This window comes from Nostoc sp. TCL26-01 (genome assembly GCF_013393945.1).
Taxonomy (GTDB): Bacteria; Cyanobacteriota; Cyanobacteriia; order Cyanobacteriales; family Nostocaceae; genus Trichormus.
In genome coordinates this window covers 5,907,041-5,928,397 of record NZ_CP040297.1, presented here as the reverse complement: position 1 = coordinate 5,928,397, position 21,357 = coordinate 5,907,041, and the positions used below count along the sequence as shown (strand labels likewise).

The 21,357-nt window shown below is 40.7% G+C and carries 21 protein-coding genes, 1 tRNA gene and 2 pseudogenes; 12 read left to right on the top strand and 12 right to left on the bottom strand.

All coding sequences use genetic code 11. From position 1 onward, the window contains the following. Positions 1 to 21 precede the first annotated feature (21 nt). The 3 genes and pseudogenes from FD725_RS25575 to FD725_RS25565 form a co-directional block, all read right to left on the bottom strand. Complete coding sequence (locus FD725_RS25575) at positions 22 to 2,313, bottom strand: NAD(P)-binding protein (protein ID WP_179050738.1); 2,292 nt, start codon at positions 2,311 to 2,313, stop codon at positions 22 to 24. 142 nt (positions 2,314 to 2,455) lie between these two features. Further along, positions 2,456 to 3,703 carry a hypothetical protein gene (locus tag FD725_RS25570; RefSeq protein WP_179050737.1) on the bottom strand — a complete coding sequence of 416 codons (1,248 nt, stop codon included), beginning with the start codon at positions 3,701 to 3,703 and terminating at the stop codon, positions 2,456 to 2,458. A 383-nt stretch (positions 3,704 to 4,086) separates the two neighbouring features. After that, positions 4,087 to 4,224: pseudogene (locus FD725_RS25565) on the bottom strand (hypothetical protein); the annotation flags it as partial. A gap of 875 nt (positions 4,225 to 5,099) precedes the next feature. Between FD725_RS25565 and FD725_RS25560 the strand changes: the two are divergent. Continuing rightward, the gene (locus FD725_RS25560) at positions 5,100 to 7,361 is read left to right on the top strand and encodes a heavy metal translocating P-type ATPase (RefSeq protein ID WP_179050736.1); all 2,262 of its coding nucleotides are present in this window, start codon (positions 5,100 to 5,102) and stop codon (positions 7,359 to 7,361) included. Between the two features lie 11 nt (positions 7,362 to 7,372). Further along, complete coding sequence (locus FD725_RS25555; protein ID WP_179050735.1) at positions 7,373 to 7,900, top strand: cupredoxin domain-containing protein; 528 nt, start codon at positions 7,373 to 7,375, stop codon at positions 7,898 to 7,900. A gap of 100 nt (positions 7,901 to 8,000) precedes the next feature. On the opposite strand, the pseudogene FD725_RS25550 reads toward FD725_RS25555, so the two are convergent. Next, positions 8,001 to 8,846 (bottom strand): annotated as a pseudogene (locus FD725_RS25550) (Rpn family recombination-promoting nuclease/putative transposase). A gap of 28 nt (positions 8,847 to 8,874) precedes the next feature. Here FD725_RS25550 and FD725_RS25545 point away from each other — a divergent pair. Then, positions 8,875 to 9,045, top strand: a complete 171-nt coding sequence (locus tag FD725_RS25545; RefSeq protein WP_179050734.1) for a hypothetical protein — start codon at positions 8,875 to 8,877, stop codon at positions 9,043 to 9,045. Between the two features lie 51 nt (positions 9,046 to 9,096). Here FD725_RS25545 and FD725_RS25540 read toward each other — a convergent pair. Continuing rightward, positions 9,097 to 9,168: transfer RNA gene (locus tag FD725_RS25540), tRNA-Thr, on the bottom strand. Positions 9,169 to 9,204: 36 nt separating this feature from the next. On the opposite strand from FD725_RS25540, the gene FD725_RS25535 reads away from it, so the two are divergent. Together FD725_RS25535 and recR are read left to right on the top strand one after the other, a co-directional pair. Further along, positions 9,205 to 9,471, top strand: a complete 267-nt coding sequence (locus FD725_RS25535) for a DUF3493 domain-containing protein (protein ID WP_179050733.1) — start codon at positions 9,205 to 9,207, stop codon at positions 9,469 to 9,471. Between the two features lie 451 nt (positions 9,472 to 9,922). Next, on the top strand, positions 9,923 to 10,483 hold the full coding sequence (gene recR, locus FD725_RS25530) for a recombination mediator RecR (protein WP_256871976.1): 561 nt from the start codon (positions 9,923 to 9,925) through the stop codon (positions 10,481 to 10,483). Here recR and FD725_RS25525 read toward each other — a convergent pair. Continuing rightward, positions 10,477 to 13,179: a zinc-dependent metalloprotease gene (locus FD725_RS25525; RefSeq protein ID WP_179050732.1), complete on the bottom strand. Its 2,703-nt coding sequence runs from the start codon at positions 13,177 to 13,179 to the stop codon at positions 10,477 to 10,479. The genes recR and FD725_RS25525 overlap by 7 nt on opposite strands. 307 nt (positions 13,180 to 13,486) lie before the next feature. Here FD725_RS25525 and FD725_RS25520 point away from each other — a divergent pair, with 307 nt between their 5' ends. Further along, positions 13,487 to 13,780 (top strand): hypothetical protein, encoded by a 294-nt coding sequence (locus FD725_RS25520; protein WP_179050731.1) that lies wholly within the window; start codon positions 13,487 to 13,489, stop codon positions 13,778 to 13,780. A gap of 161 nt (positions 13,781 to 13,941) precedes the next feature. Here the strand turns inward: FD725_RS25520 and FD725_RS25515 are convergent, their stop codons facing one another. Continuing rightward, on the bottom strand, positions 13,942 to 14,352 hold the full coding sequence (locus FD725_RS25515; RefSeq protein ID WP_179050730.1) for a hypothetical protein: 411 nt from the start codon (positions 14,350 to 14,352) through the stop codon (positions 13,942 to 13,944). 216 nt (positions 14,353 to 14,568) lie between these two features. On the opposite strand from FD725_RS25515, the gene FD725_RS25510 reads away from it, so the two are divergent. Continuing rightward, a complete protein-coding gene (locus tag FD725_RS25510) occupies positions 14,569 to 15,105 on the top strand; it encodes a PadR family transcriptional regulator (protein WP_179050729.1) in 537 nt (178 codons plus the stop codon). Positions 15,106 to 15,288: 183 nt separating this feature from the next. Further along, a complete protein-coding gene (locus FD725_RS25505; protein WP_179050728.1) occupies positions 15,289 to 15,717 on the top strand; it encodes a hypothetical protein in 429 nt (142 codons plus the stop codon). Positions 15,718 to 15,861: 144 nt separating this feature from the next. Here the strand turns inward: FD725_RS25505 and FD725_RS25500 are convergent, their stop codons facing one another. The 3 genes from FD725_RS25500 to FD725_RS25490 form a co-directional block, all read right to left on the bottom strand. Continuing rightward, positions 15,862 to 16,473 (bottom strand): O-methyltransferase, encoded by a 612-nt coding sequence (locus FD725_RS25500; RefSeq protein WP_179050727.1) that lies wholly within the window; start codon positions 16,471 to 16,473, stop codon positions 15,862 to 15,864. A gap of 5 nt (positions 16,474 to 16,478) precedes the next feature. Continuing rightward, entirely contained in the window at positions 16,479 to 17,132 is a 654-nt protein-coding gene (locus tag FD725_RS25495) for an HAD family hydrolase (protein ID WP_179050726.1), read from the bottom strand. A 103-nt stretch (positions 17,133 to 17,235) separates the two neighbouring features. Then, positions 17,236 to 18,186 (bottom strand): DMT family transporter, encoded by a 951-nt coding sequence (locus FD725_RS25490; protein WP_179050725.1) that lies wholly within the window; start codon positions 18,184 to 18,186, stop codon positions 17,236 to 17,238. Between the two features lie 247 nt (positions 18,187 to 18,433). On the opposite strand from FD725_RS25490, the gene FD725_RS25485 reads away from it, so the two are divergent. The 3 genes from FD725_RS25485 to FD725_RS25475 all read left to right on the top strand — a co-directional run bounded on the left by FD725_RS25485 (position 18,434) and on the right by FD725_RS25475 (position 19,384). Next, positions 18,434 to 18,706, top strand: coding sequence for a hypothetical protein (locus tag FD725_RS25485; protein ID WP_179050724.1), 273 nt, complete (start codon positions 18,434 to 18,436; stop codon positions 18,704 to 18,706). Positions 18,707 to 18,824: 118 nt separating this feature from the next. Next, on the top strand, positions 18,825 to 19,055 hold the full coding sequence (locus FD725_RS25480) for a DUF433 domain-containing protein (protein ID WP_179050723.1): 231 nt from the start codon (positions 18,825 to 18,827) through the stop codon (positions 19,053 to 19,055). Further along, positions 19,052 to 19,384 (top strand): DUF5615 family PIN-like protein, encoded by a 333-nt coding sequence (locus FD725_RS25475; RefSeq protein ID WP_179050722.1) that lies wholly within the window; start codon positions 19,052 to 19,054, stop codon positions 19,382 to 19,384. The genes FD725_RS25480 and FD725_RS25475 overlap by 4 nt, the downstream gene beginning before the upstream one ends. A 38-nt stretch (positions 19,385 to 19,422) precedes the next feature. Here the strand turns inward: FD725_RS25475 and FD725_RS25470 are convergent, their stop codons facing one another. Beyond that, positions 19,423 to 20,100, bottom strand: coding sequence for a Uma2 family endonuclease (locus tag FD725_RS25470; RefSeq protein ID WP_179050721.1), 678 nt, complete (start codon positions 20,098 to 20,100; stop codon positions 19,423 to 19,425). A gap of 125 nt (positions 20,101 to 20,225) precedes the next feature. On the opposite strand from FD725_RS25470, the gene FD725_RS25465 reads away from it, so the two are divergent. After that, positions 20,226 to 21,044, top strand: a complete 819-nt coding sequence (locus FD725_RS25465; RefSeq protein WP_179050720.1) for a TlyA family RNA methyltransferase — start codon at positions 20,226 to 20,228, stop codon at positions 21,042 to 21,044. Here the strand turns inward: FD725_RS25465 and FD725_RS25460 are convergent. Continuing rightward, entirely contained in the window at positions 21,041 to 21,319 is a 279-nt protein-coding gene (locus FD725_RS25460; RefSeq protein ID WP_179050719.1) for a Calvin cycle protein CP12, read from the bottom strand. The two genes, FD725_RS25465 and FD725_RS25460, sit on opposite strands and share 4 nt — an antisense overlap. Positions 21,320 to 21,357 lie beyond the last annotated feature (38 nt).

Genomic DNA, 21,357 nt, shown 5'->3' with positions numbered 1-21,357 from the left:
CTAATTAAGTTAAATATACCCTCATAACCAACAATCTCTCTCACCAATAATTTCTTTAGCGTATTTGATCTGAAAGCATTGGTTTAGGATAGCTCGTGTTGCTTGCATTGCAGACATTACTGTTGCTTCTACACAACCAGAGTTGTAACCGTTGTTAATCCAGTCGCCAGTTAGGTAAAGGTTATTAAACCCAGATTCATCGGTTTTGAGTCGATACTTAGTACTTCCCGGTACGGATAATACATAGCGTTCTGATGGGTTAATGTTGACTCGCCAGTATTGAGCCTGAAAGCGTTCTGCTCCCTGACGGTTTTGCGAATCAATGAGTAAATCCCAGTTCAAGCCCTGGGGATTGTTAGGCTGAGTCGCATCAGGCCAGAGGTGTCCAATATAATTGTTGAGAAAGTTAATTGCTTGTTGCTCTACTTTCTTTTGGGCTTTATGGGGAAAATCGTATTCTGTCTGGGGGGGAATACCGGGATCAGCAATTACGCCGGTGAAATAAGCTAGATTATAAGGATAATCTTCAGTAGTCCAATTTTCTCGTGTTAGTAACTCGCTCATATCTGCATAGACATCGAGGGGTTCAACATAAGCTCCTAGTACAGGGCTGGTTTGTTGCCATCCCAATTGAGCTAAAGTAGGTTTGAGCCATATTTGTCCGCCTTGGGTAGTGACAGTCTTGACTTGCTTGAACATATCATGCCATTTTTGATGCACGGGATTCTGTTTAGCATGGAGAAATTCATTGCAAATAGAAGGCAAGGCGGCGATGGAAATTCCCAGAAGGACGATATCAAAATCATCGCCTTTGGTGAGGGTAATTTGCTCTACATTTTGCCAAGGTGTCCAATATGATTCCAAGTCAATTTTTTTGTCTTGGAGTTTTTGGGCTTGTTCATCGACAATCTGATCATAGAGAGGTTGATTAGGCCAGCAACGAATGTCTTTGACTGAGATGAGGGGTTGATATTCTTGCTGTGGGTGTTTTAAATTGACTTGACGAGCTAAAGTAATACTAGCGATCGCTTGTTGATCTTGATCCAAGTGTAACTGCTGGGCAACATGGAAGAATTGGAATTTTACACCGCGACGCTTCAGCACTTCATACAATGGGGTGATGACGACATCCGCCATCCCAGATTGCATTTTCCACATGATTGCACCATTATATTTAAACAAAATGGTGGTGAGGATACGAATAGCTGTGCCGGCGGCTAGTTGTGGTTTGTTGGTATTACCTTCGGGAAAGCCATAGACTAAATCGTATAAGACGCGAATAAAGGCTGATTTCACACTCGATTCCCTCGCGCCATGTTTTCGTAGCCAGTCTCGATAGTTATATTCATCTAAACTCTCTAGGGAACGAAACAGAATCACTTCATCAACAATTAAACCCCGAATGTTGGCTAATGCGAGATCAATAAGTGTTAAACGCCAAAAGACGCTGGGATTTTGCCCAATTTTCGAGTCTAGCTGACTAGTCAAATGTGCTTTAAAGCGATCGATTAGCTTGATAATTAACTGATGATGTTCACGTCTTTGAATTTTGGGATTTTCAGGTAGTGATTGAGCGAGGTTATAGGCAAGATTTAAGAACACTCTTTCAGAGGTGAAGTCGAGGTTTTGCAGAATGTTGCCAATAGATTGACTAATACTGTTGAGCCATCCACCCCAACGACTAGGTGCTTGGAGAAATAACTGCATCAGTTGACTAGGAAACTCCAACAAACTACTATCTGATAAAAATTCTATGACTTCTGTGCCTAATGCTATTTGTTTGGCAAGAGATGTTGAGGGATTTTCGTAACTATCAATTTCTGTGTAAGTCTGAATGACAAATTTGATGGTGGTGCAAATATGTTGCCAAAGAGAAGAAACATCGCCACCTTCCCAAGGAACTAGAGAATTTCTCGGAAAATCAAAAGGGATACTCACCCAATTCTGATTGATGTATTCTTCTAAGACGATGAGACTGTGGGGTTTAAATGCGTCTTCTATAGTGCTGAAAGGCCCGTTACCACCAAGTTCGTCGTAGCATTGCTTGAGTAGTCGAAAGGCATTTTCGTAGAAGCCAAAGAAGATATGTAGCCCATGTTCTTCAATGCGATAATCTGGTTCAGCATCAGGTGCATCAGGTTTGACGTTGCGTCCAGTTGCACATTTACCACCTAAACGCCAACCTGTTTGATAGATAGTAATCTCATAGAGATTCTCCCATCCTGGTTGACTGGTTAATTCATAAGCGGCGGTTAAAGATGCCATACCACCACCTAAAATAGTGATCTTTTTTGGCTGATAGGGTTGAGACATTTTAATGAGGGGATAGGGGATAGGGGACAGGGGACAGGGGACAGGGTGCAGGGGTGCAGGGGAGAATAATTAATAGCCACTCAACACTAATGACTATTGACTAATGACTATTGACTAATGACTATTGACTATTGACTATTGACTACTTCCCCTTTGCTTCCCATACAGTTTTCCCATCTTTGAGTGTGAAATCGAAATTTAGGACAAAACCGAGTTTGACGGGGATATTGACTGATTCGCTACCTGGGGCATAACCTTGACCTAGTCCTAAATCTTGGACGATGGGTTGACTAGCGAAATTATTGATTTTGAGTTGAAATTGATCGCCAAAATTGTTGAAGCCAAAGAGTTTACCACCATAGAAGGTTTGTAGCTGCATGGGGGATTCAATCAGTGCTTGATAACAGGCCTTTTTACTGTTTTCTACGTCGCGGATTTGTTTGAGAGTAACGAGGGGAACGATTCTTCCTAAGAGATATTCGAGGAGGTTGAGGGGTAATTGTAAGCCAGGGATGGTAATTTCATCATTGTCAAATAATAAGCTAGCGATCGCTTTTGCGGCTTGTTCAAATGTGTCCCATGTTTTGATATCTGGGTGTTGCTCTCCTGTACTGAGGCGTTGAACTTCCAACAGACGAGCATCTAGAGATTTGCTCGTAGGGGAAAATTCTTTAAATACTAAGGTGTCTACGGTTAATAAATCTGGTTGTTGATCTAAATCGGGAATCTTAAATGTGCCAAGTTGTTTAAAGAAACCGTAGACTTCTCTACCAGAAACGAGGATGGGAGAATTATTGACATATAAGTATGGCATAAACCAGGCTAGGCGATCGGCAATGAAGAAAGGCCCGACTTTTCTACCCACTACTGTTAACATCCAAAAGATAGCTTCTTCTTCAAATACGGTTCCTTTGTCATAGTCGGGGGGATAGATAGAACTTAAAGAATCTATCTTATTGAACGTCAGGATAAGATAGTTGGTTGCTGGACGATATTCAATCTCGCCGTTATTGGGATCGTTGAGATATTTATCACATATCTCTTGCAACTTCGCCATTGAACCTTCAACGACAAAGCCATACATTTTAGTTCCTTTAATTTCGTAGGGTTGATTAAACGCCTGTCCATCTGCTCGTTCTATATATTTAGGGTATGTTGATGGCTTGCTACCTCCACAAAAGTAATTTTTGCAAAAACTAGTCATATCTTGTTCCATACTTTTCCCTTTTCCCGCTAAGTCTTGGAACCATTGCTCTGGTTGTTGCTGGATTTGGGTGAGGTAATTTGTGAGTTTTTGGGGTGCTTGCAGTAGACTGGTAAATTCGCTCACAGCGCCTAAAGCGGTATGGAAACTTGTTTGTATTGTCTCCAGAGGGTTGTTGATGTTCATAGTGTTTTACGTAATTGACTGGGTAATTTTTATGTCAGATCAATCGGCTATTATCTGTACAGAGAGATCAGGTTATTAGATACCTCTTAGTTTCTGTACTATTGTGTCAAAGGAGTTTTATTTTGTCCTTATTAAAATTCAAAAAAACTTAAAATTACCTCTATAGGAGCATTTTCAGCTTTTATCCGAGACGTTAATCTGTGTGTAATCATGGTTTTATCCATAAAAATGTTTCCATAATAGCATTAAACTCCTGTATCAACTATAACCAAAAGTTAATGTTTCTAAGCTAGTGAATACCGTATATCTCTGGTATATAAAAAATTTCCGAAAGAAATCCCCCTGTCACCTAACGGTATCAAGGGGGACAATAGCTAAAGTCAAAAGAGGAACATCCAAGCCCAGACAGACAAATTATTTGTACCGTAGGGGTTATAACCGTTAATTAACTGAGCGGAGTTAGCCCAGAGGTAATCACGAAACCAACCCATGAGGTATGTAGAGTTTTTGTTGAACTGAGCAAATACCAGCTCAATTAAGATTTGTTTTTCTGGAGTGCCAAAGGCAACTACAACATCGTTGTGAACAGCTAATCCAAATTGCTAGTTTTCATGAGCTAGCAATTGTTTGCAATTGAATCAACATACTTTCAGTCTTCAAATGCAGGTTAATGCTAATAATCGCCAGCTTCGATTATTAGAATAAAAAATGATTGATGATTGGACTTACATTCTTAGGTAGTATGACGCAATTCATTTGCCTAACATTAATAAACAAATTAATTACTAATGCTTCCATCTAACTAAAGATGGATTCTCATGATTAAATGAATTTGTGGTTTTGAATACATTCATCATTAAGGATGAAATTTTATTTACTGCTTGTCTTGTTTGATGTTCTGGCGATCGCATATAATCCTTGCCCCATATTTTGTGACGTTGCTGCCATATTTCCCAAAATTTACTAATCAGTACATCATTCTTGAGAATGACCTTAAATTGACATTCATTTTCATTAAATAATTCATCTAATAGGAATTTAGTTTAGAATTAATAAAATACTATTTTGTGAAAAACTAAAAAAACAGATTTTTCAGTTTCTCCTAACTTAAATCGCATGGTATAAATTCCTATCTAATATGATCAGTTCATCCAAGCTTTTTAGCAAGAAAAGGAAGTTAGAATATAGCTATAAAAGAGTGTGCAAATATTATTTGATGTGCTTTTTGGCAAAATAAAGCCTATATTTTGAATTGGTATAAGCACCCTTATCGCTGCATTTAATATGTGCTTAAAAAATTCTTCAGCATGGCCTCTTGACTCTCTAGTGAACTGGAGGATTCAAGATGAAATCAGTTAGATGTTAGTTAGCGCCATTTATTAACTGGAGTAGTCAGATGCAGAATACCACACTCAAACTGCGCGGCATGAGTTGTGCCGCTTGTGCCAGCAGCATCGAAGACGCAATTAATTCTGTTCCCGGTGTTGATGAATGTATTGTGAATTTTGGAGCAGAACAGGCAACAGTTAAATATGACCCTAGAAGAACTGATTTAGCAGCTATTCAAAAGGCGGTAGATGCAGCAGGTTACTCTGCCTACCTACTCGAAAAACAAAACCTGATGGCGGGAGAAGATGATGCCGAGAAAAGACATCGCTTCAGAGAATCCCGCGATTTAATGCGCAAGGTGGCAGTAGGAGGCATCATTAGCACTGTGTTAGTTATAGGTTCATTGCCTATGATGACAGGGTTGCACTTACCCTTTATCTCAGTATGGCTGCATAATCCTTGGGTACAGTTGATACTTACTACCCCAGTACAGTTCTGGTGTGGTTACTCTTTCTACATTAATGGATGGAAAGCTTTAAAACGTCATGCTGCTACAATGGATACCCTAATCGCTTTGGGTACAAGTGCAGCATATCTTTATTCGCTGTTTCCTACCTTATTCCCCAGCTTTTTTATCAATCAGGGGTTAACACCAGATGTATATTATGAAACTGCTGCTGTCGTTATTACCCTGATTCTGCTAGGAAGATTATTTGAAAATCGCGCTAAAGGACAAACCTCAGAAGCTATCCGTAAGCTAATTGGGTTACAAGCTAAAACAGCGCGTTTGATTCGCAATGGACAAGAAGTAGATGTGCCAATCGAAGAAGTACAAATTGGTGATGTGATACTGGTTCGTCCTGGTGAGAAAATTCCTGTTGATGGCGAAGTAGTTGACGGGACATCCACAATTGATGAAGGGATGGTGACAGGGGAAAGCGTGCCTGTCAAAAAGCAACCAGGCGATGAAGTGATTGGAGCTACCATTAACAAAACTGGGAGTTTCAAGTTTCGGGCAACACGAGTCGGCAGTGATACTGTGCTGGCGCAGATTGTTCAATTAGTACAGCAAGCACAGGGTTCTAAAGCCCCAATTCAGAGATTAGCAGACCAAGTAACTGGATGGTTTGTGCCTGCGGTAATTGCGATCGCTCTTTTCACTTTCATTATTTGGTTTAATTTTACAGGCAACGTGACTATAGCGCTGATCACGACTGTTGGGGTACTAATTATCGCCTGTCCTTGTGCGCTGGGTTTAGCCACACCGACATCTGTAATGGTAGGAACGGGTAAAGGTGCAGAAAATGGCATTTTGATTAAAGGTGCTGAAAGCTTGGAACTAGCGCACAAAATTCAAACAATAGTACTGGACAAAACTGGAACCATCACTCAGGGTAAACCAACAGTCACCGATTTTGTCACCGTCAACGGTACTGCTAATGGTAACGAAATCAGGTTGGTGCAACTTGCAGCATCTGTGGAACGCAATTCTGAACATCCATTGGCAGAAGCGGTTGTCAGATACGCCCAATCTCAAGAGGTGACTTTAGCAGATGTTAAGGAGTTTGAAGCAGTAGCAGGCAGTGGTGTACAGGGTATAGTTTCTGATGCTCTCGTGCAAATTGGTACACAACGCTGGATGTCAGAGTTAGGGATTGACACCCAAGCTTTGCAACAGGATAAAGAGCGTTGGGAATATCTGGGGAAAACTGCAATTTGGATTGCGGTTGACGGACAAATTCAGGGATTAATGGGGATTGCTGATGCCATCAAACCTACCTCCATACAAGCAATTCGCGCTTTGCAAAAACTGGGTTTAGAGGTGGTGATGCTTACCGGAGATAATCGCCGCACCGCCGAAACTATCGCCCGTGAAGTCGGCATCAAGCGTGTTTTGGCAGAAGTCCGCCCCGACCAAAAAGCCGCTACAGTGCAGGCACTACAATCAGAAGGCAAGATTGTGGCAATGGTTGGTGATGGTATCAATGATGCACCAGCCTTAGCTCAAGCCGATGTGGGAATGGCAATTGGCACTGGTACAGATGTAGCGATCGCAGCTAGTGACATCACACTCATCTCCGGTGATTTGCAAAGCATAGTTACTGCCATTCAACTCAGCCGCGCCACAATTCGTAACATTCGTCAAAACCTATTCTTCGCCTTTATCTACAACGTTGCTGGCATTCCCATCGCTGCGGGTATTCTGTTCCCTATCTTCGGCTGGTTGCTTAACCCTATCATTGCAGGTGCAGCAATGGCATTTAGTTCGGTTTCTGTTGTGACAAATGCCCTACGTCTGCGTAAATTCCAAGCTAAATCAGTAGGATAAGGAGCTAGCAAATGTTGAGTAAAGTAATTTTTAGCAGTATAGCAGGCTTGGGATTGGCATTCAGTGTTGCCTTAGATCCAGTAGTTGCACAGATGAATCATCAAATGACAGCGAACGAACGAGCAAAGACAACCCAGTTCCGTCACATTCAGCAACCATTGTGGATAAAAGGTGCAGTTACAACAGCTGGCTTGGGGTTAATCGGATTAGAGATTTGGTGGTTTCTCCTCAGTAAATCAAAGTCCCAAAAAGCCGAAACCCATGATGGTATTCAAGAAATTGATATTACAGTAGATGGAGGCTACGAACCTAGTCGAATTACAGTTAATGCAGGTCAAAGAGTCCGACTTAATTTCCTACGCCGTGATCCTAGTAATTGTCTTGAAGAAATACGCCTACCTGATTTCCATATCTCCGAAAACCTCCCACTCAACGAAGTCACACCCATTGAGTTCACATCCGATAAACCAGGTACTTATACCTTCAACTGCGGTATGAATATGTTTCGAGGAGTGATAGAAGTTCAACCTCCTGACTAGTTTAGTCTTTTAGCCTGATGGAGAGAGAAGCACCTAGATGCAGATACAATCTTAAAAAAACAATTTGATTTAATTGTAGGCGATCGCTGTGGGGTTGCTATCATGCTTCTAGCCAAGAGAGTAAATCAGCCATACTGGTAAAATCTAACAGTGCTTCGCCTAGATTTTCTAATTGTTCGAGGGAGAGAGTTTCCACCTGTTGACGCACATCTTGAGGTAATTCTCCCACACGTCGGGTTAGTTGACGCAGAATCAGCGATCGCCCCTCTGCTTCCCTTCCTATTTGTTCTCCTTCTTCTCTAATTTCTCTGTAAACTCTTGTTTCTTTGAGTGTAATTCCTAGCATCAATTCTACCTCTGTGCGACTTAATTGCTCAAACTTATACACCATAATCGTGGTTACTAACTCAATTATCGCGCGACTCGTAGTTTCTGGCTGTTCCACAGCAGAACGCTCTAGTAAATATCTGGCTTCTAGTGGTGCAAGTTCTTCATCTAATGTAGTCAACACCATCACTCCTACCCACACTGGTAAAACGCGAATATCCCCCAATTCGTTCAGATACACTCGATGTACTTGATCTCCATTGAGTTGGTTACGGTGGGGATGAATATCACTTTATTCGATGCTACGTGACGGATAAATGATCACTGCTTGCCAATCGCTAAATCTATCGCGGTTGCGATAGAAATATAATGATGATTCGGCAAATACTCTCTCATACAGCTTTTCATCCCTCTGGAACTGTACCTCACAGAAATACACCACACCCGGACTTTCGGTTTCTGGTGGGAGAAATACGCCATCAATTTCAAACTTCGGTTCTTTGACAGCAACTGAATCGAATTTGTATTGATTCGCATTATCTGGCGGATTTGTCAATAGTTCAAATAGTAAACTAGGGGATTGTTGAAATAGTTTATAAAATATTGAGTCTCGCTTCATTAAGATGCTTTATGAACTGGGTTTTTGCATGATAACTGGATTTTGGGCGATCGCGCTTTACATTGAGATGAGAAAAGTCAGCCGGCATAATAACCAGCACAACCAAGGCAAGGAATTAGACACTAGTACTCGCACTTGGGATGAATTGCGGAAGTTTCAAAAGCTAGTTGAGGAGCAGCCGCAACTGTTAGGTTTATGATTTAATTAGTCAAGATTTAGTCAAGACAAGGATATGATTTTATGAAAGCCAAGCCGATGATGGGATTTGAACCCACGGCCTGCTGATTACGAATCAGCTGCTCTACCACTGAGCCACATCGGCACACACGATAGAGAATCATAGCATAATTTCTTATTTATGGTAAAACCGAACCCCAAAACCCGCCTTAACTCAGAACAATATGCTCGTCTCAAAGCGGAAGTGGCAACCCCTTATCGTGGCTTGCGGCAATTTGTTTATCTTGGGATAGCTGCTTCTGGCTCGATTGGCGGTTTTGTGTTCTTTTTTCAAGTACTTGCTGGACGAGATGTGGACACAGCTTTACCAAATTTAGCTTTGCAAGTGGGGATAGTAGCTTTAATGATTTTTCTCTGGCGCTGGGAACAACGTCGGCAACGACAGTAATCGAAGCAGCAGAGTTCATGTTAAGTAAAAATACTTGAAAATTAGTTTACTTATATTTTTATTTCTGGATTTAATATATATTTTGATACATTCTGAAATATAAAGAGAAAAAATATAAAAAAAATATTAGGAAATTACGAGATCCCAAAATTCTCTGAGAAACTTGTAAATGTTCAAACGAGGTCAGCCAATATAAAGACCTTGATTATAAGCACATTAATTTAAAAGGGGTCAAACTAATTTTAAAGACCCCAAGGTTAACAAAATTAAGCATGATTTAAGCGCCAGCTAAGTAAAATCTTAGTCTGGCGCTTAAATTATTCTGTATTGAGGTATAGGCAGGAAGCTCAAATGACGATGAGATACAGTGAACAAATGTCATCATAGTTAAGTAACAATTGGAGACAAGACTACGGTTTACGCACGCCCTTTAGCACGGTTAATTGAACAACTGCAACGCCTACCGGGAATTGGCCCTAAATCTGCTCAACGGCTGGCTTTGCACATTTTAAAGCGCCCAGAATCTGAAATCGAAGCTTTGGCACAAGCTTTAATTGAAGCTAAAAAACAGATAGGTTTATGTTCTGTCTGTTTTCACTTGTCGGCTGAACCTGTGTGTGAAATTTGTCGCAATGTTAATCGAGATAACAGCACTATCTGTGTGGTGGCTGACTCTCGTGATGTGATTGCCTTGGAAAAAACCCGCGAGTACAAAGGTAAGTATCATGTTTTAGGTGGGGTGATTTCTCCCATAGACGGTATCGGCCCGGAACAGTTGACTATTCAGGCGTTGGTGCGACGAGTGAGTCAGCAAAAACCGCAAGAGGTGATTTTGGCGATTAGTCCCAGTGTGGAGGGTGAGACGACAACTTTATATATAGGTCAATTACTCAAACCATTTACGAAGGTGACTCGAATTGCTTTTGGTTTACCTGTGGGTGGGGATTTAGAATACGCTGATGAGGTAACATTAGCTAGAGCTTTGGAAGGGCGGCGGGAGTTGGATTATTGAGAGAATAATGTGGCGTTTAAGGCTTTGGTGATGCGATCGCCAGAAAATTCTAAATGAGCTAGTGTGTAAATATCTAGTTCTGTGGCAAATTTTTGTAACTGGCTATCAATGGCGTTTTGTAGTTGGCGCAATTCATACCAAGCTAGGGTTTGCCCATCTTCAGGTGCATCCACATTATGCAACACCATCTCTAACAAAATATCTAAATGTTCCCGTTGTAATGAACGGCGGATACTGGAAATTGACTGGGATTTCTCTTGGGTAAAAACTTCTGTCCAAATACCTTGTTGTATGGTGTCAAACAGTTCTGCTGTGGAAAATGCTTCTCCTGGCGTGGTTTTAAATTCGATATCTTGCAAACGATGCAGCCTGTCGCTATTTAAGAGCGATCGCAATATGGTAGTTTGCCAGCTTAAAATACTCTCGTGGATGGGATAATCAAGACGGTGATTGAGAATAGGACTACCCCAATGTTGCCAACGTGATGGCGCTAGCTGATGCAATAATTGTGGTGAAAAATTAAAAGCATCTTCAGCAAATACATATTCTTGTATTTTTGTCAATACTAGACGTTGTTTAGCCAGGGGAACAGGTACAAATGCCCAGGAACCCTCATCACCAGCATGGAGACGACGAAACGATTGTCCACCGATATATTGAGCCAGTAAACTAGCGTTACGAAAATAATATTTTAGGACTCGATTAAATAAGACACGCAGATGACTATAACTTTCCCCAGTTGGTAAATCATGGTCATCTAGACGTTGCCACATCATCCGCGCGTTATCCATTTGCCATTGGGAATAAACTAGAACATCGCTACTCATATCCCAAACATTAGCCAGAGGATTGATATCCCAAATATCTTCATCTGTGGCATAAGATAATTCTGGTTGCGGCGATGCTAAAGCAATGTTTTCTAAAAAACTTTTTTCTGCTATTTGTGGGCTATTCTTGTAACCATAGGCGATCGCCCATTCGTCGTAAGGGCCGATTACTTGCGGAAAATAGTCCCCTTGTTCTACTCCTTGGGGGGCTATATTCACTGGTAGGTAGTCCATCACCGAAGCCACTAAACCCTTAGTGTGGGTAACTTCCGTATTATTCAATTCCTCCGGTGCTAACATGGTACTGCCGTGAAAGTTGTGGCGTAAGCCAAGAGTATGCCCGACTTCATGAGCTACTAGATAACGCAAATATTCGTGTACATACTTTGTCATGTCAGCACTACTGGGTTTAGTGTTGTGCAACAGCGACAAAGCCAAGGCCCCCATAGCGGCTTGTTCGGAAGCATCGTGGCTGTAACAAACTTCTGTCTCCCTTTGGGAAGTTAAAGGTGAGTTTTCATCCATACATTGAGAGTTTGGCAGAAGGTTGCGGTTTCCCAATCTCTTAACTCTTGACTGTTGACCATTGACTATTGACCATTGACTATTGACTGTTGACTCACCTATCAATACGCGATATTCTTGCTGAACTGATCGCACCATATTGGCATCGATGATAATATCTGCATCTAAGATTTCACCGGTGAGTGGGTTGACGCGCATCAAGCCTTTAGCAAAACCTGCATCCAGAGAATTAAACCAACGAATTGTATTGTAACGGATATCAGCTGGTTGCCAGTCAGCATCATCTGGCATTTGCTTAACTTCAATCGCATCGACAAATCCGGCTTGAGCAAATGCTTGATTCCACATCAGCACACCTTCACGAATTGCTTGACGGTAGGAAGGTGGTACAGCATTCTCAATCCAAAACACAATCGGTTGTTTGGGGGGAGATAAAGGTGCGCTAGGATCAGTGGGTTCTAGATGCCAACGATTAATATAACGGACAAATGGTTCTTGAGTTTGCTGGTTTGAGAAATCTTGGAAAGCAGTGATAAAGTATCCCACTCGATCATCAGCGAGTCTGGGGATATAGCCGTTATTTTCTGGTAATTGTGAGAAACTATAATGTACTTTAAGATTCAGCGCTCTGCTGTCAGGTAAAGTTACTAAATCTGCTCCTTCTAAGGCAGAGAAACCATAAATTGCTTCAATCTCTAAGTTTTCTGGTAAGCTGTTAACTCTGTCAAAATAGGATGTGTTTTTTTCTAAGCGGTAGTCAGCTTGGAGAGAGTATTTTAATAAAGCAGTTAAGCCTGGAAAATCCTGTAATAACAGAGAATTGAGGTTAACTAAAATATTTTTGCTATAGGGATCAATGCTGTCTATAGCTAATGAATACAGAACTGAATCGCTAAAGGAACGAGCAAGCGATCGCTTTTCTGGTTCATTATCTGCTGTGCGGAATTTCACATTCCGTACAACAAAGTGTAAATTATGGTTGACTCGCTGGAAATAAAATAGGTAGTCAGCCAGAGGTAATCCGCTATAAATTCCCCCTTCGCCTACACCTGATTCTAGTGTCACTGTAGCTAGATAGTTTTTGTTGAGCTGTTCTGGCTTAATTGCTAAGTAAATTTCGCCAGAGTTTTCTTGACGATAAAGTGTGAATAGTCCCTCTAGTTTAGTTGTATCTGGAACTAGCTGCCGAAATCGCCCAAAATCTTCTTGTAGATACGTTTCTCTGGAAAATAGATTTAATTGCTGGATATCAGCGAATGGTTCTGCTGTGGCATAATTCGTTCCCAACAGCAGATTGTAGAGCAATAATGTGCAGATTGCTAATTTGGCGAGCCAGTATCTCATCCTTGCTGCAATATTTATACCTAGAGATAGATGTGTGTTCAATCTAAAGATGGATGTTTTTGCAATATATCTGCATTATGCCCGAAAAAATGTATTTCGGACTACATTTAACCAGATGAGTGAAAATGAGTGGAGGCGATCGCTTTGCGATAATGGGCAACTATTTATACTCTGTGTTGATTGATAGAAAATTTTCTTCAGTACCAATGTTGTCAAAAGCTTTGATTTATTCCGTATTCACACGATTGTGTTTGTACTCTACACCCACATAGTATTTACCACATCGTTTTTTACTACTGCATTAACTGTGAAATCTATTCTACAAACCTACCTAGAGCAAGAAATCTGGATACTTATAAGAGATAAATGGTATTACGCCACGATTATTGGGGTGTGGGATGATTTGTTATGGTTTAAACACAGAACTCACAACAAAGATACCGAAGAAGATACTTTGTGGGAAATGATTGTCAAAATCAGTGAAGTAGTTGGGATTGATAAAGTTGTGTCTGTTGTGAGCAGAAAACCAGATGTATTTATGTCCAGGCTATTAGAAACTGACATACAAACAAATCATCACCAAGAGCATGAAAATTCCTAATTTTTCCTAGTATTAACTGACTATAAATCTGTAACAAAAGCAAAGCACCGCCAGATATCTAGCGGTGCTTTAATTTAGCTAATGTTAAGAAAATAGATAAAGGAGGAAAACAACAGAGTTTTCCTATCACCTATCACCTATTACCTATCACCTATCCCCTATTATTTAACTGCTAGCAACTGTGACACATCTGCATGAGCTAGCACCACACTAGGTTCATCCTGGAGAGCAGTATAGTATTTTCTCGCAAAGGTGTTACCCTCCTCTGATGGTGAAAGTAAGGTGCGGATATGAGCAGTTAAAGCTTTAACGCTATCTATCGATAAAGGTTCATCGGCTGCGAGTATTTCATCAATTTGCACCACTAATTCAGAAATACAATGTAACCAAGCAAATTGCTCATGACCAATCACAAGTTGCAAAAATTCTCCACTGGAAACTCTACCACGAACTTGTTCATAAGTAATGCGTTCTGCATCTAGTAAAACCTTGTGGAGTCTTAGTAACTTGTTACGTAAATTACTTAGATATTGATGTTGATGTATCCTTTGTAAGAGTATGTTAGAAGTCAATGGAAATTGTCCTCCCGTGACGATATTCTTTAATAACTTGAATAATTTTTCATTTAGATCATGACAACCATCGTCAGGGCTTTTTTGTTAAGAACGTGAGTTTGATGACCTGTGCTTTGTTGTGTCTTTTCTATATAAGAATATTCATATATTAGCATAATCAATATAGGAGTTATCAAATATAGTTTTCACTACTTTATTTTCGGAAAACCGTCTATGTCTCTAGCACACGCAATTCTTGGTTTCCTGCAAAAGCAAAACATGACAGGTTATGATCTGAAAACGAGTTGTTTTGACAAATGTCTGGCTCACCTTTGGCCAGCAGATCAAGCACATATTTACAAAACTTTAGAAAAGCTACTGGAGCAAGATTGGATTACCTGTAATGTAGAAATTCAACAAGATCGCCCGAACCGTAAAGTCTACAGTCTTACAGCAGCCGGAAACGCTGAGTTGTTGCGCTGGCTGCAATGCTCCCAATCCTTACCTACCATCCGCGAACCTTTGCTTGTACAATTATTTTTTGCGACGCAGTTACCCAATGAGGCGATCGTTAATTTGCTGGAAAAACAATTAGCTGCTCACTATGAAAAAGTTAATGATTGTCAAACTATCAAGCTCTCTCCATTTAATGAAACCCTAGCAGATCGTGAGCAACTAGTCTATCAACTAATACAGGAATTAATTATGCGCCGTGAACAGATTTATATTGATTGGCTCAAGTCAACTATTGAGCTATTGCAACTTGAATAAACGCTAACATAATCGACTTCATCAATAAAAATAGGGTATCATATGGATACATAGTATGTGAGCTATTTATCTATAATTAATTTAAATTAATAATAATTTTTGCAAAGCCTTTTCTCTGTATAATCGTGTCTTTGTTAACAGATTAATATACTGCATCCATGATTATTATTTAAGTTTAGGAATATGAATATAGAATATTTTCATAAAATCCCTGTAATGTCTTTAATATTACTCTGGCTAGCCTATGCTCTTTTAGGATGGTATCTGGCCGCGCATCACATTATTTGGTTAGTGGGAGCTTTTATCGCTACTATGGCAATGGTTGTAGTGCGGAGAAGTTTTGCTTGGTTAGAGCGGTTACTTTCTTTTGGTTCTCGCACCTTAATTGTTGTTTTAGCCTTGAGTGCATCTATTGGTTTAGTTGCCATTTGGTCATTGTTATTTAGTTTATTTGTTATTCCTGTAGCAACTACTTTATTAGCTGATTTAGAGCTACGTTTCTCTGGGTTTAAAAAACTAGATTCTTTTAGGATTTTAACAGTCTTAGCAGTTTTAGGGCTAACAGTTGGCGAAATAGTAGATATTCTACTTTTCCCAAGTATTAGATACTAAAAGACTGCTAGATAAAAATATTCAACAATTGGGTTTATAGCAATTCCTAAGTAAATGAGGTACAGAGTTAATCATTTTAAAGGCAGAGGTAGACACTTCGCGGCTTGTTGAAGGCTACGCGGAGGAAAGTACAGAAAGAAAAATTTATTGAATGCGCGTTGCTAAAATTACTGCACTTTTTGCTGTGACACGAATTTCAGTAGCTATAATGCGAGTATCTTTCAACCAAAATTCTCTGATGGGATCACTCCTTCCTTGCCATTCTGGAGGCCAATATTCTTCGGGTGTGAGATCATCCAACAAAATAAAACCTCCAGGCTTGAGGGCAGTAATTAATATTTCCGGTTCAACAATTTTTGCTCTTCCACCATCAGCAAATAACAAATCAAAGGGGGCATAAGTGAGTAAGTCATGCCAGTCACCTTGAAGTACAGTAACATTGGATCTATTTATAAATAATTGTTGAACATTTGTGGCTAGATGGGAATCAATTTCTACAGTAATGAATTGACTATCAGGATGTAAGCTACTGACAATCCAAGCAGCACCGACACCACAGCCACTACCAATTTCACCAATTCGTCCCTGTGTGATGTGACTTGTGAGAACACGTAAAAGAAGACCGACTTCTGGCAGAGAAGATTGGGTAAAATCTATTTGTGCTGCTAAGGATTCGGCTTTTTTGACTAGTGGAGGAATAGAAGCGATCGCTTCTGGATCTTCTGATTCCTTATTTTTTCCAGTGGTGAAATTCATTGTTCTTAGCTATGAACCAATAATTTGGCAATTTCATCTGGAGAATGAGCAAGCAAATCAGCACCGTGGGCTTGTAATTCTGCTTGCGTTCCATAACCATAGGTAACACCAATTGCAGTTACCTGATTTTGCTTGGCCCCAATGATATCATGTTGGCGATCGCCTACCATAACTACATCAGACGGTGAGAAATTTTCTTTGACTAAAATATGCTGAATCAACTCACCTTTCAAACTCCGTCTGCCATCGAGTTCACTACCATAAATACCATCAAACAGTGACGATAAGCCAAAATGTTCAATAATGCGGGTGGCATAAATATATGGTTTTGATGTCGCTACAAAAGTTTGATAGCCAGCCAAGCGCAGGGTTTTGAGAGTTTCGGGAATTTGGCAATACAGCGAGTTTTCAAATAATCCTATCGTGGCAAAGCGACTCCGATAAAGTGAAATAGCTTGTTGTAGCACTGCATCATCACCAGTTTTCAATAACTGCGAAAAGCTATCTTGAATAGGGGGGCCAATGCACCAATGCAATTCATCTGCATCAGGTGGGCTGTAACCGAGTTCTGAAAGGGCATACTGAAAACAGCGAGTGATCCCTGGCTGAGGATCTGTTAAAGTGCCATCTAAATCAAAAAAAATAGCAGAATAAAGCATACAGAATCGAACTTACGCAGTAACAGAGAAAAGAGAGGTTTTGACAAAGAGTATAAAGGTGTCAGTGAGTAACAACTTTATACCCTGAATTTGTTAAAGTGATCTACAATGAGCGACGCTTACGCCAAAATCCCTCTCCACTCAACAAAGCAATTCCCAAAGTGACAACACCAATCCCCACACTCTGAATCAGGTTTAAAGTTTCGCTAATTGTTGCCCAGGCCACTAATGCTGTTAATGCTGGACTGCTAGAACCGATGATAGAGGCTTTAGTTGCACCAATCAAGCGAATTCCTTGATTGTTTAGTGTATGTCCGATAAAACTGACTAACCCAGAAAATATACTGCCAATCCATATGGGTGTCCAGTCAAGTTGACTACTAGGCGGTGAAAAGAATAGTAAACTCACACCAGAAAGCAGCAGAGTAGAAGCAAAACTAATCCATGTGAAGGGAATTGGATGGAATTTTTCTAGACATTTTTGGGCGATGACATTATAAAAGGCGTAAATAATCCCAGAACCAACACTGGCGAGGATACCTATTGTAATGTCATTGCTGCTATAGGCATCAGAAGATGGGGGAACTGTTAAGACACCACCCAGGAGAATAATACCCATCACTAACCAACGGAAAAGTGTCGGGCGATCGCCAAAAAATCTCCAAGCTAGCAACGCTGTGAATACAGGATAGGTGAAAAAGAGAGTTAAAGCAATGCCTGTAGGAATTAAGCCAATGGCAATGTAGAGTGAAGCAATATATAAAAACATCAATATCCCACAGCCAAAAGCTTGGCACATCACATCCCAGCGTTGACGGCTGAACAACTCTCGTAACTCTTGCAGGGCAGATGGATATAGTTTAAATGCCAGAGATGCCATAAGTGGAACCACTAACAGCATCCGCAGAAACATCAACAAAAACGAATTTGGCAAATCCGGTTTTACGTATCCACCAACTAAAAATAACCCCAGTAAGAGATGTTCAGAAAACAACACTCGCACCGTAACGTTGTGAAACGTCAACACCAAGGAGGATATTAAAACCGTCAACATAATGTTTGGCAAAGAGAGAGTATAAAAACTTTACCTCTATTAAGATACTTATGCAGTCTGGTCAATCACCCTCAATCTTTCGATGGAGACGTAGCGAGAGGTGATCTTTGAGTTGTGATTTTCAGGTGAGAGGTAATGCGATACCTACGGTAAGCTCCGCTAACGCACTTCACCCATAATTTGTCGTTTGTTCGTAAGATACTATGAAGGGGTACACAGAAATGGCGTAGCGATCGGGAGTCAAATTATGCAAGCAATTCTGTTAAGCCGTGAAGAGGTTGCCCGACATGCAAAGCAACTATATGAAAGTAGAATCCGTCAGGAAGTGGAGGTAGAAGAGAATATTGGCAAGATGGTCATCATTGACATTGAGACAGGTGACTATCAAGTTGATGAAAATGGCTTACGCGCTGCTGACTATTTGAGCGAGAAACACCCAAACGCGCGACTATTTGGTATCAAAATCGGATATAACGTTGCTGCATCTTTTGGTGGTGTCATGGAGCGTGTAGTTAAGTAATTTCAGGTATTGTGACTGATGGACACGCAATCCCCGTGAGTTGTTGTTCCATTTAAACTATGGTGAGGGGCGATCGCGCTAGTATTGTGTCGAGGACACAAGTACGATAATTTCAACTATGAACTACCGAAACTACATCACGATCGAACCAAATAAACGCGGTGGTAAACCTTGTGTACGCAGCTTGCGAATTACAGTTTATGAAGTGCTGGAATACCTAGCTTCCGATATGACCGAAGCAGAGATTCTCGACGATTTTCCCGACCTGACAAGAGAAGATTTAAAAGCCTGCATTGCTTATGCTGCTGACCGTGAGCGTCGGTTTATGACTGCTCCACTATCCCCATGAAATTACTTTTTGATGAAAACTTGTCGCCCAAGTTGCCGAACCGTTTGAGCGATCTTTTCCCCAATTCGCTTCATGTTCGAGGTGTGGGTATGAAAGCAGCAATAGATCCAATAGTTTGGGATTATGCAAAAAACAATAATTTGATGATTGTCTCAAAAGATGCAGATATGCACGACCTAAGCTTAGTCTTTGGAAATCCACCAAAAGTTATTTGGCTTCGCCTGGGAAACTGTTCAACATTGCAAGTTGAAAATTTGCTGCGTCGAGATTTTAACGCAATCAAATTATTTTATGAAGATGAGAGCTTATCGCTGCTGGCTTTATCATAATGCACCAATGGCTAGCGTCAACAAGATCCCTAATCAGATTAAATTACCGAGTCAAGAATTTGTTGTACGGTTAGATTCAACTGTGGAAAAGTAGGAGACACTATTAGGTTTGTTTCTCTAAAGGGTGTCATTTGATATTCACCATCAATCAATTCACAGACGAAAATAGTGGGAACTTTGGGACTACCAATAAATACACGTCCACCCAAGGCTGCATAATCAACGGACACTTGCTTCAAGCCGGGAAACCCGTCCAACGCAGTGTCCTCCACAATCCAATATTCAGGTATACCCATAGCTTCATAGTCACGCAGCTTATCGTAGTAATCATCTTGCCAGTTGGTTGAAACTACTTCAACTATTAGTTTGACCGAACTAGCATTATGGATAACTGATTCTTTTTTCCAGCGTGTCTCAGTATTAATAGTTTCTTGATTTAAAACAATAATGTCCGGTTCGTACCCTGACCTCTCACGGTATGGTTTAATAATAGACTCTTTAGGTATAGTCCAGATACCACGCTTACCCATCTCTCTAATGGCGATGAGTAATTCTTCAATCAAAAAACCAGCCAAATTAGAATGCTCCCCTTTGGGCTTAGGCATCTCAACAATCACCCCATCATGTAATTCGTAACGCACTTCTGAGTTTTCTGGATACCATGCGATAAATTCATCGAAAGTAAGTAGCTTTAGTTCGCCTTGTGTTTGAGTCATAAAAGTTATCGGTAGGGTTGATTTTTACTATTCATTTATCCTTAAAATAGAAGGCAATTTAGTTATCTGGCGATCGCTCAAAGATGAATATCATCAGTTTAATATTATCGGGAGAGTCAAGTTAATTGGTTAAGCAACGACTCGATACATTATTAGTAGAGTTGGATTTATGTAATTCTCGCACCTTGGCACAGAGGTTAATTCAGGCGGGGGAAGTGATGGTAAATCAACAGGTGATTGATAAGCCGGGGACAGAAGTTGATGCGGCGGCTGAGATTAAGATTAAAGAGCGATCGCGGTTTGTTTCCCGTGGTGGTGAGAAACTCGCCAAAGCTTTGGAATTATTCGCTATTCCTGTAACTGACCGGGTTTGTTTAGATGGTGGGATTTCTACAGGCGGCTTTACTGATTGTTTGCTGCAAGCCGGCGCTAAACTGGTTTATGGCGTTGATGTCGGTTATGGACAAACCGATTGGGGTTTACGAAATAATCCCCAGGTGAAGTTGCGAGAACGTACCAATTTACGGCAACTCCAAGCTGAGGATTTATACGGTGAGGACGATCCTCTTCCGGATTTAGCGGTGGTGGATGTATCGTTTATTTCCTTAACGAAGATTCTCCCGGCTGTCTGGCGACTGACTCAATTGCCCCGTGAGGCGGTGTTGCTAGTCAAGCCACAGTTTGAGGTGGGAAAAGCCCGTGTGGGTAAAAAAGGGGTTGTACGTAATCCTGACGACCAAGCTGATGCTATTTTTCAGGTTTTGCAAGTAGCTGAAGCATTGGGCTGGAAATACCAGGGTTTAACTTGGTCACCCATTACAGGCCCGGCGGGAAATATTGAATATCTGTTGTGGTTAGGAACCCAAAATGAAATACCACCACCAGATTTAACAGCAATTCAACAAATCACCCAATCAGCGATCGCTAATTTTGCTCAATCTTAAACGTCGTAGATCAGACATTCTAGCGCTTCTGGATGTCGGTCACAGAAGTTTTCTAGAGAATTTTTATGTTTTTTGGCTTGTAGTTGGTGAGATTTTTCTGCTTGTAATTCTTCAACGATATCCCAGGCTACAGCACAATTAGCCGAACCATCACCTGTTTGTTCACAAGTGTTACGTGCTTCGGTAATAGCTGTTAAGATAGCTGTTTCTAAATTGGTAGCTCCGTTTTGATTAGAGTTGGCATTAGCTGAAGCTACATCAAAGGTCATTGTCATGAGCTTGATCACCTTTTGTTAGTGAGATTAACATTCTC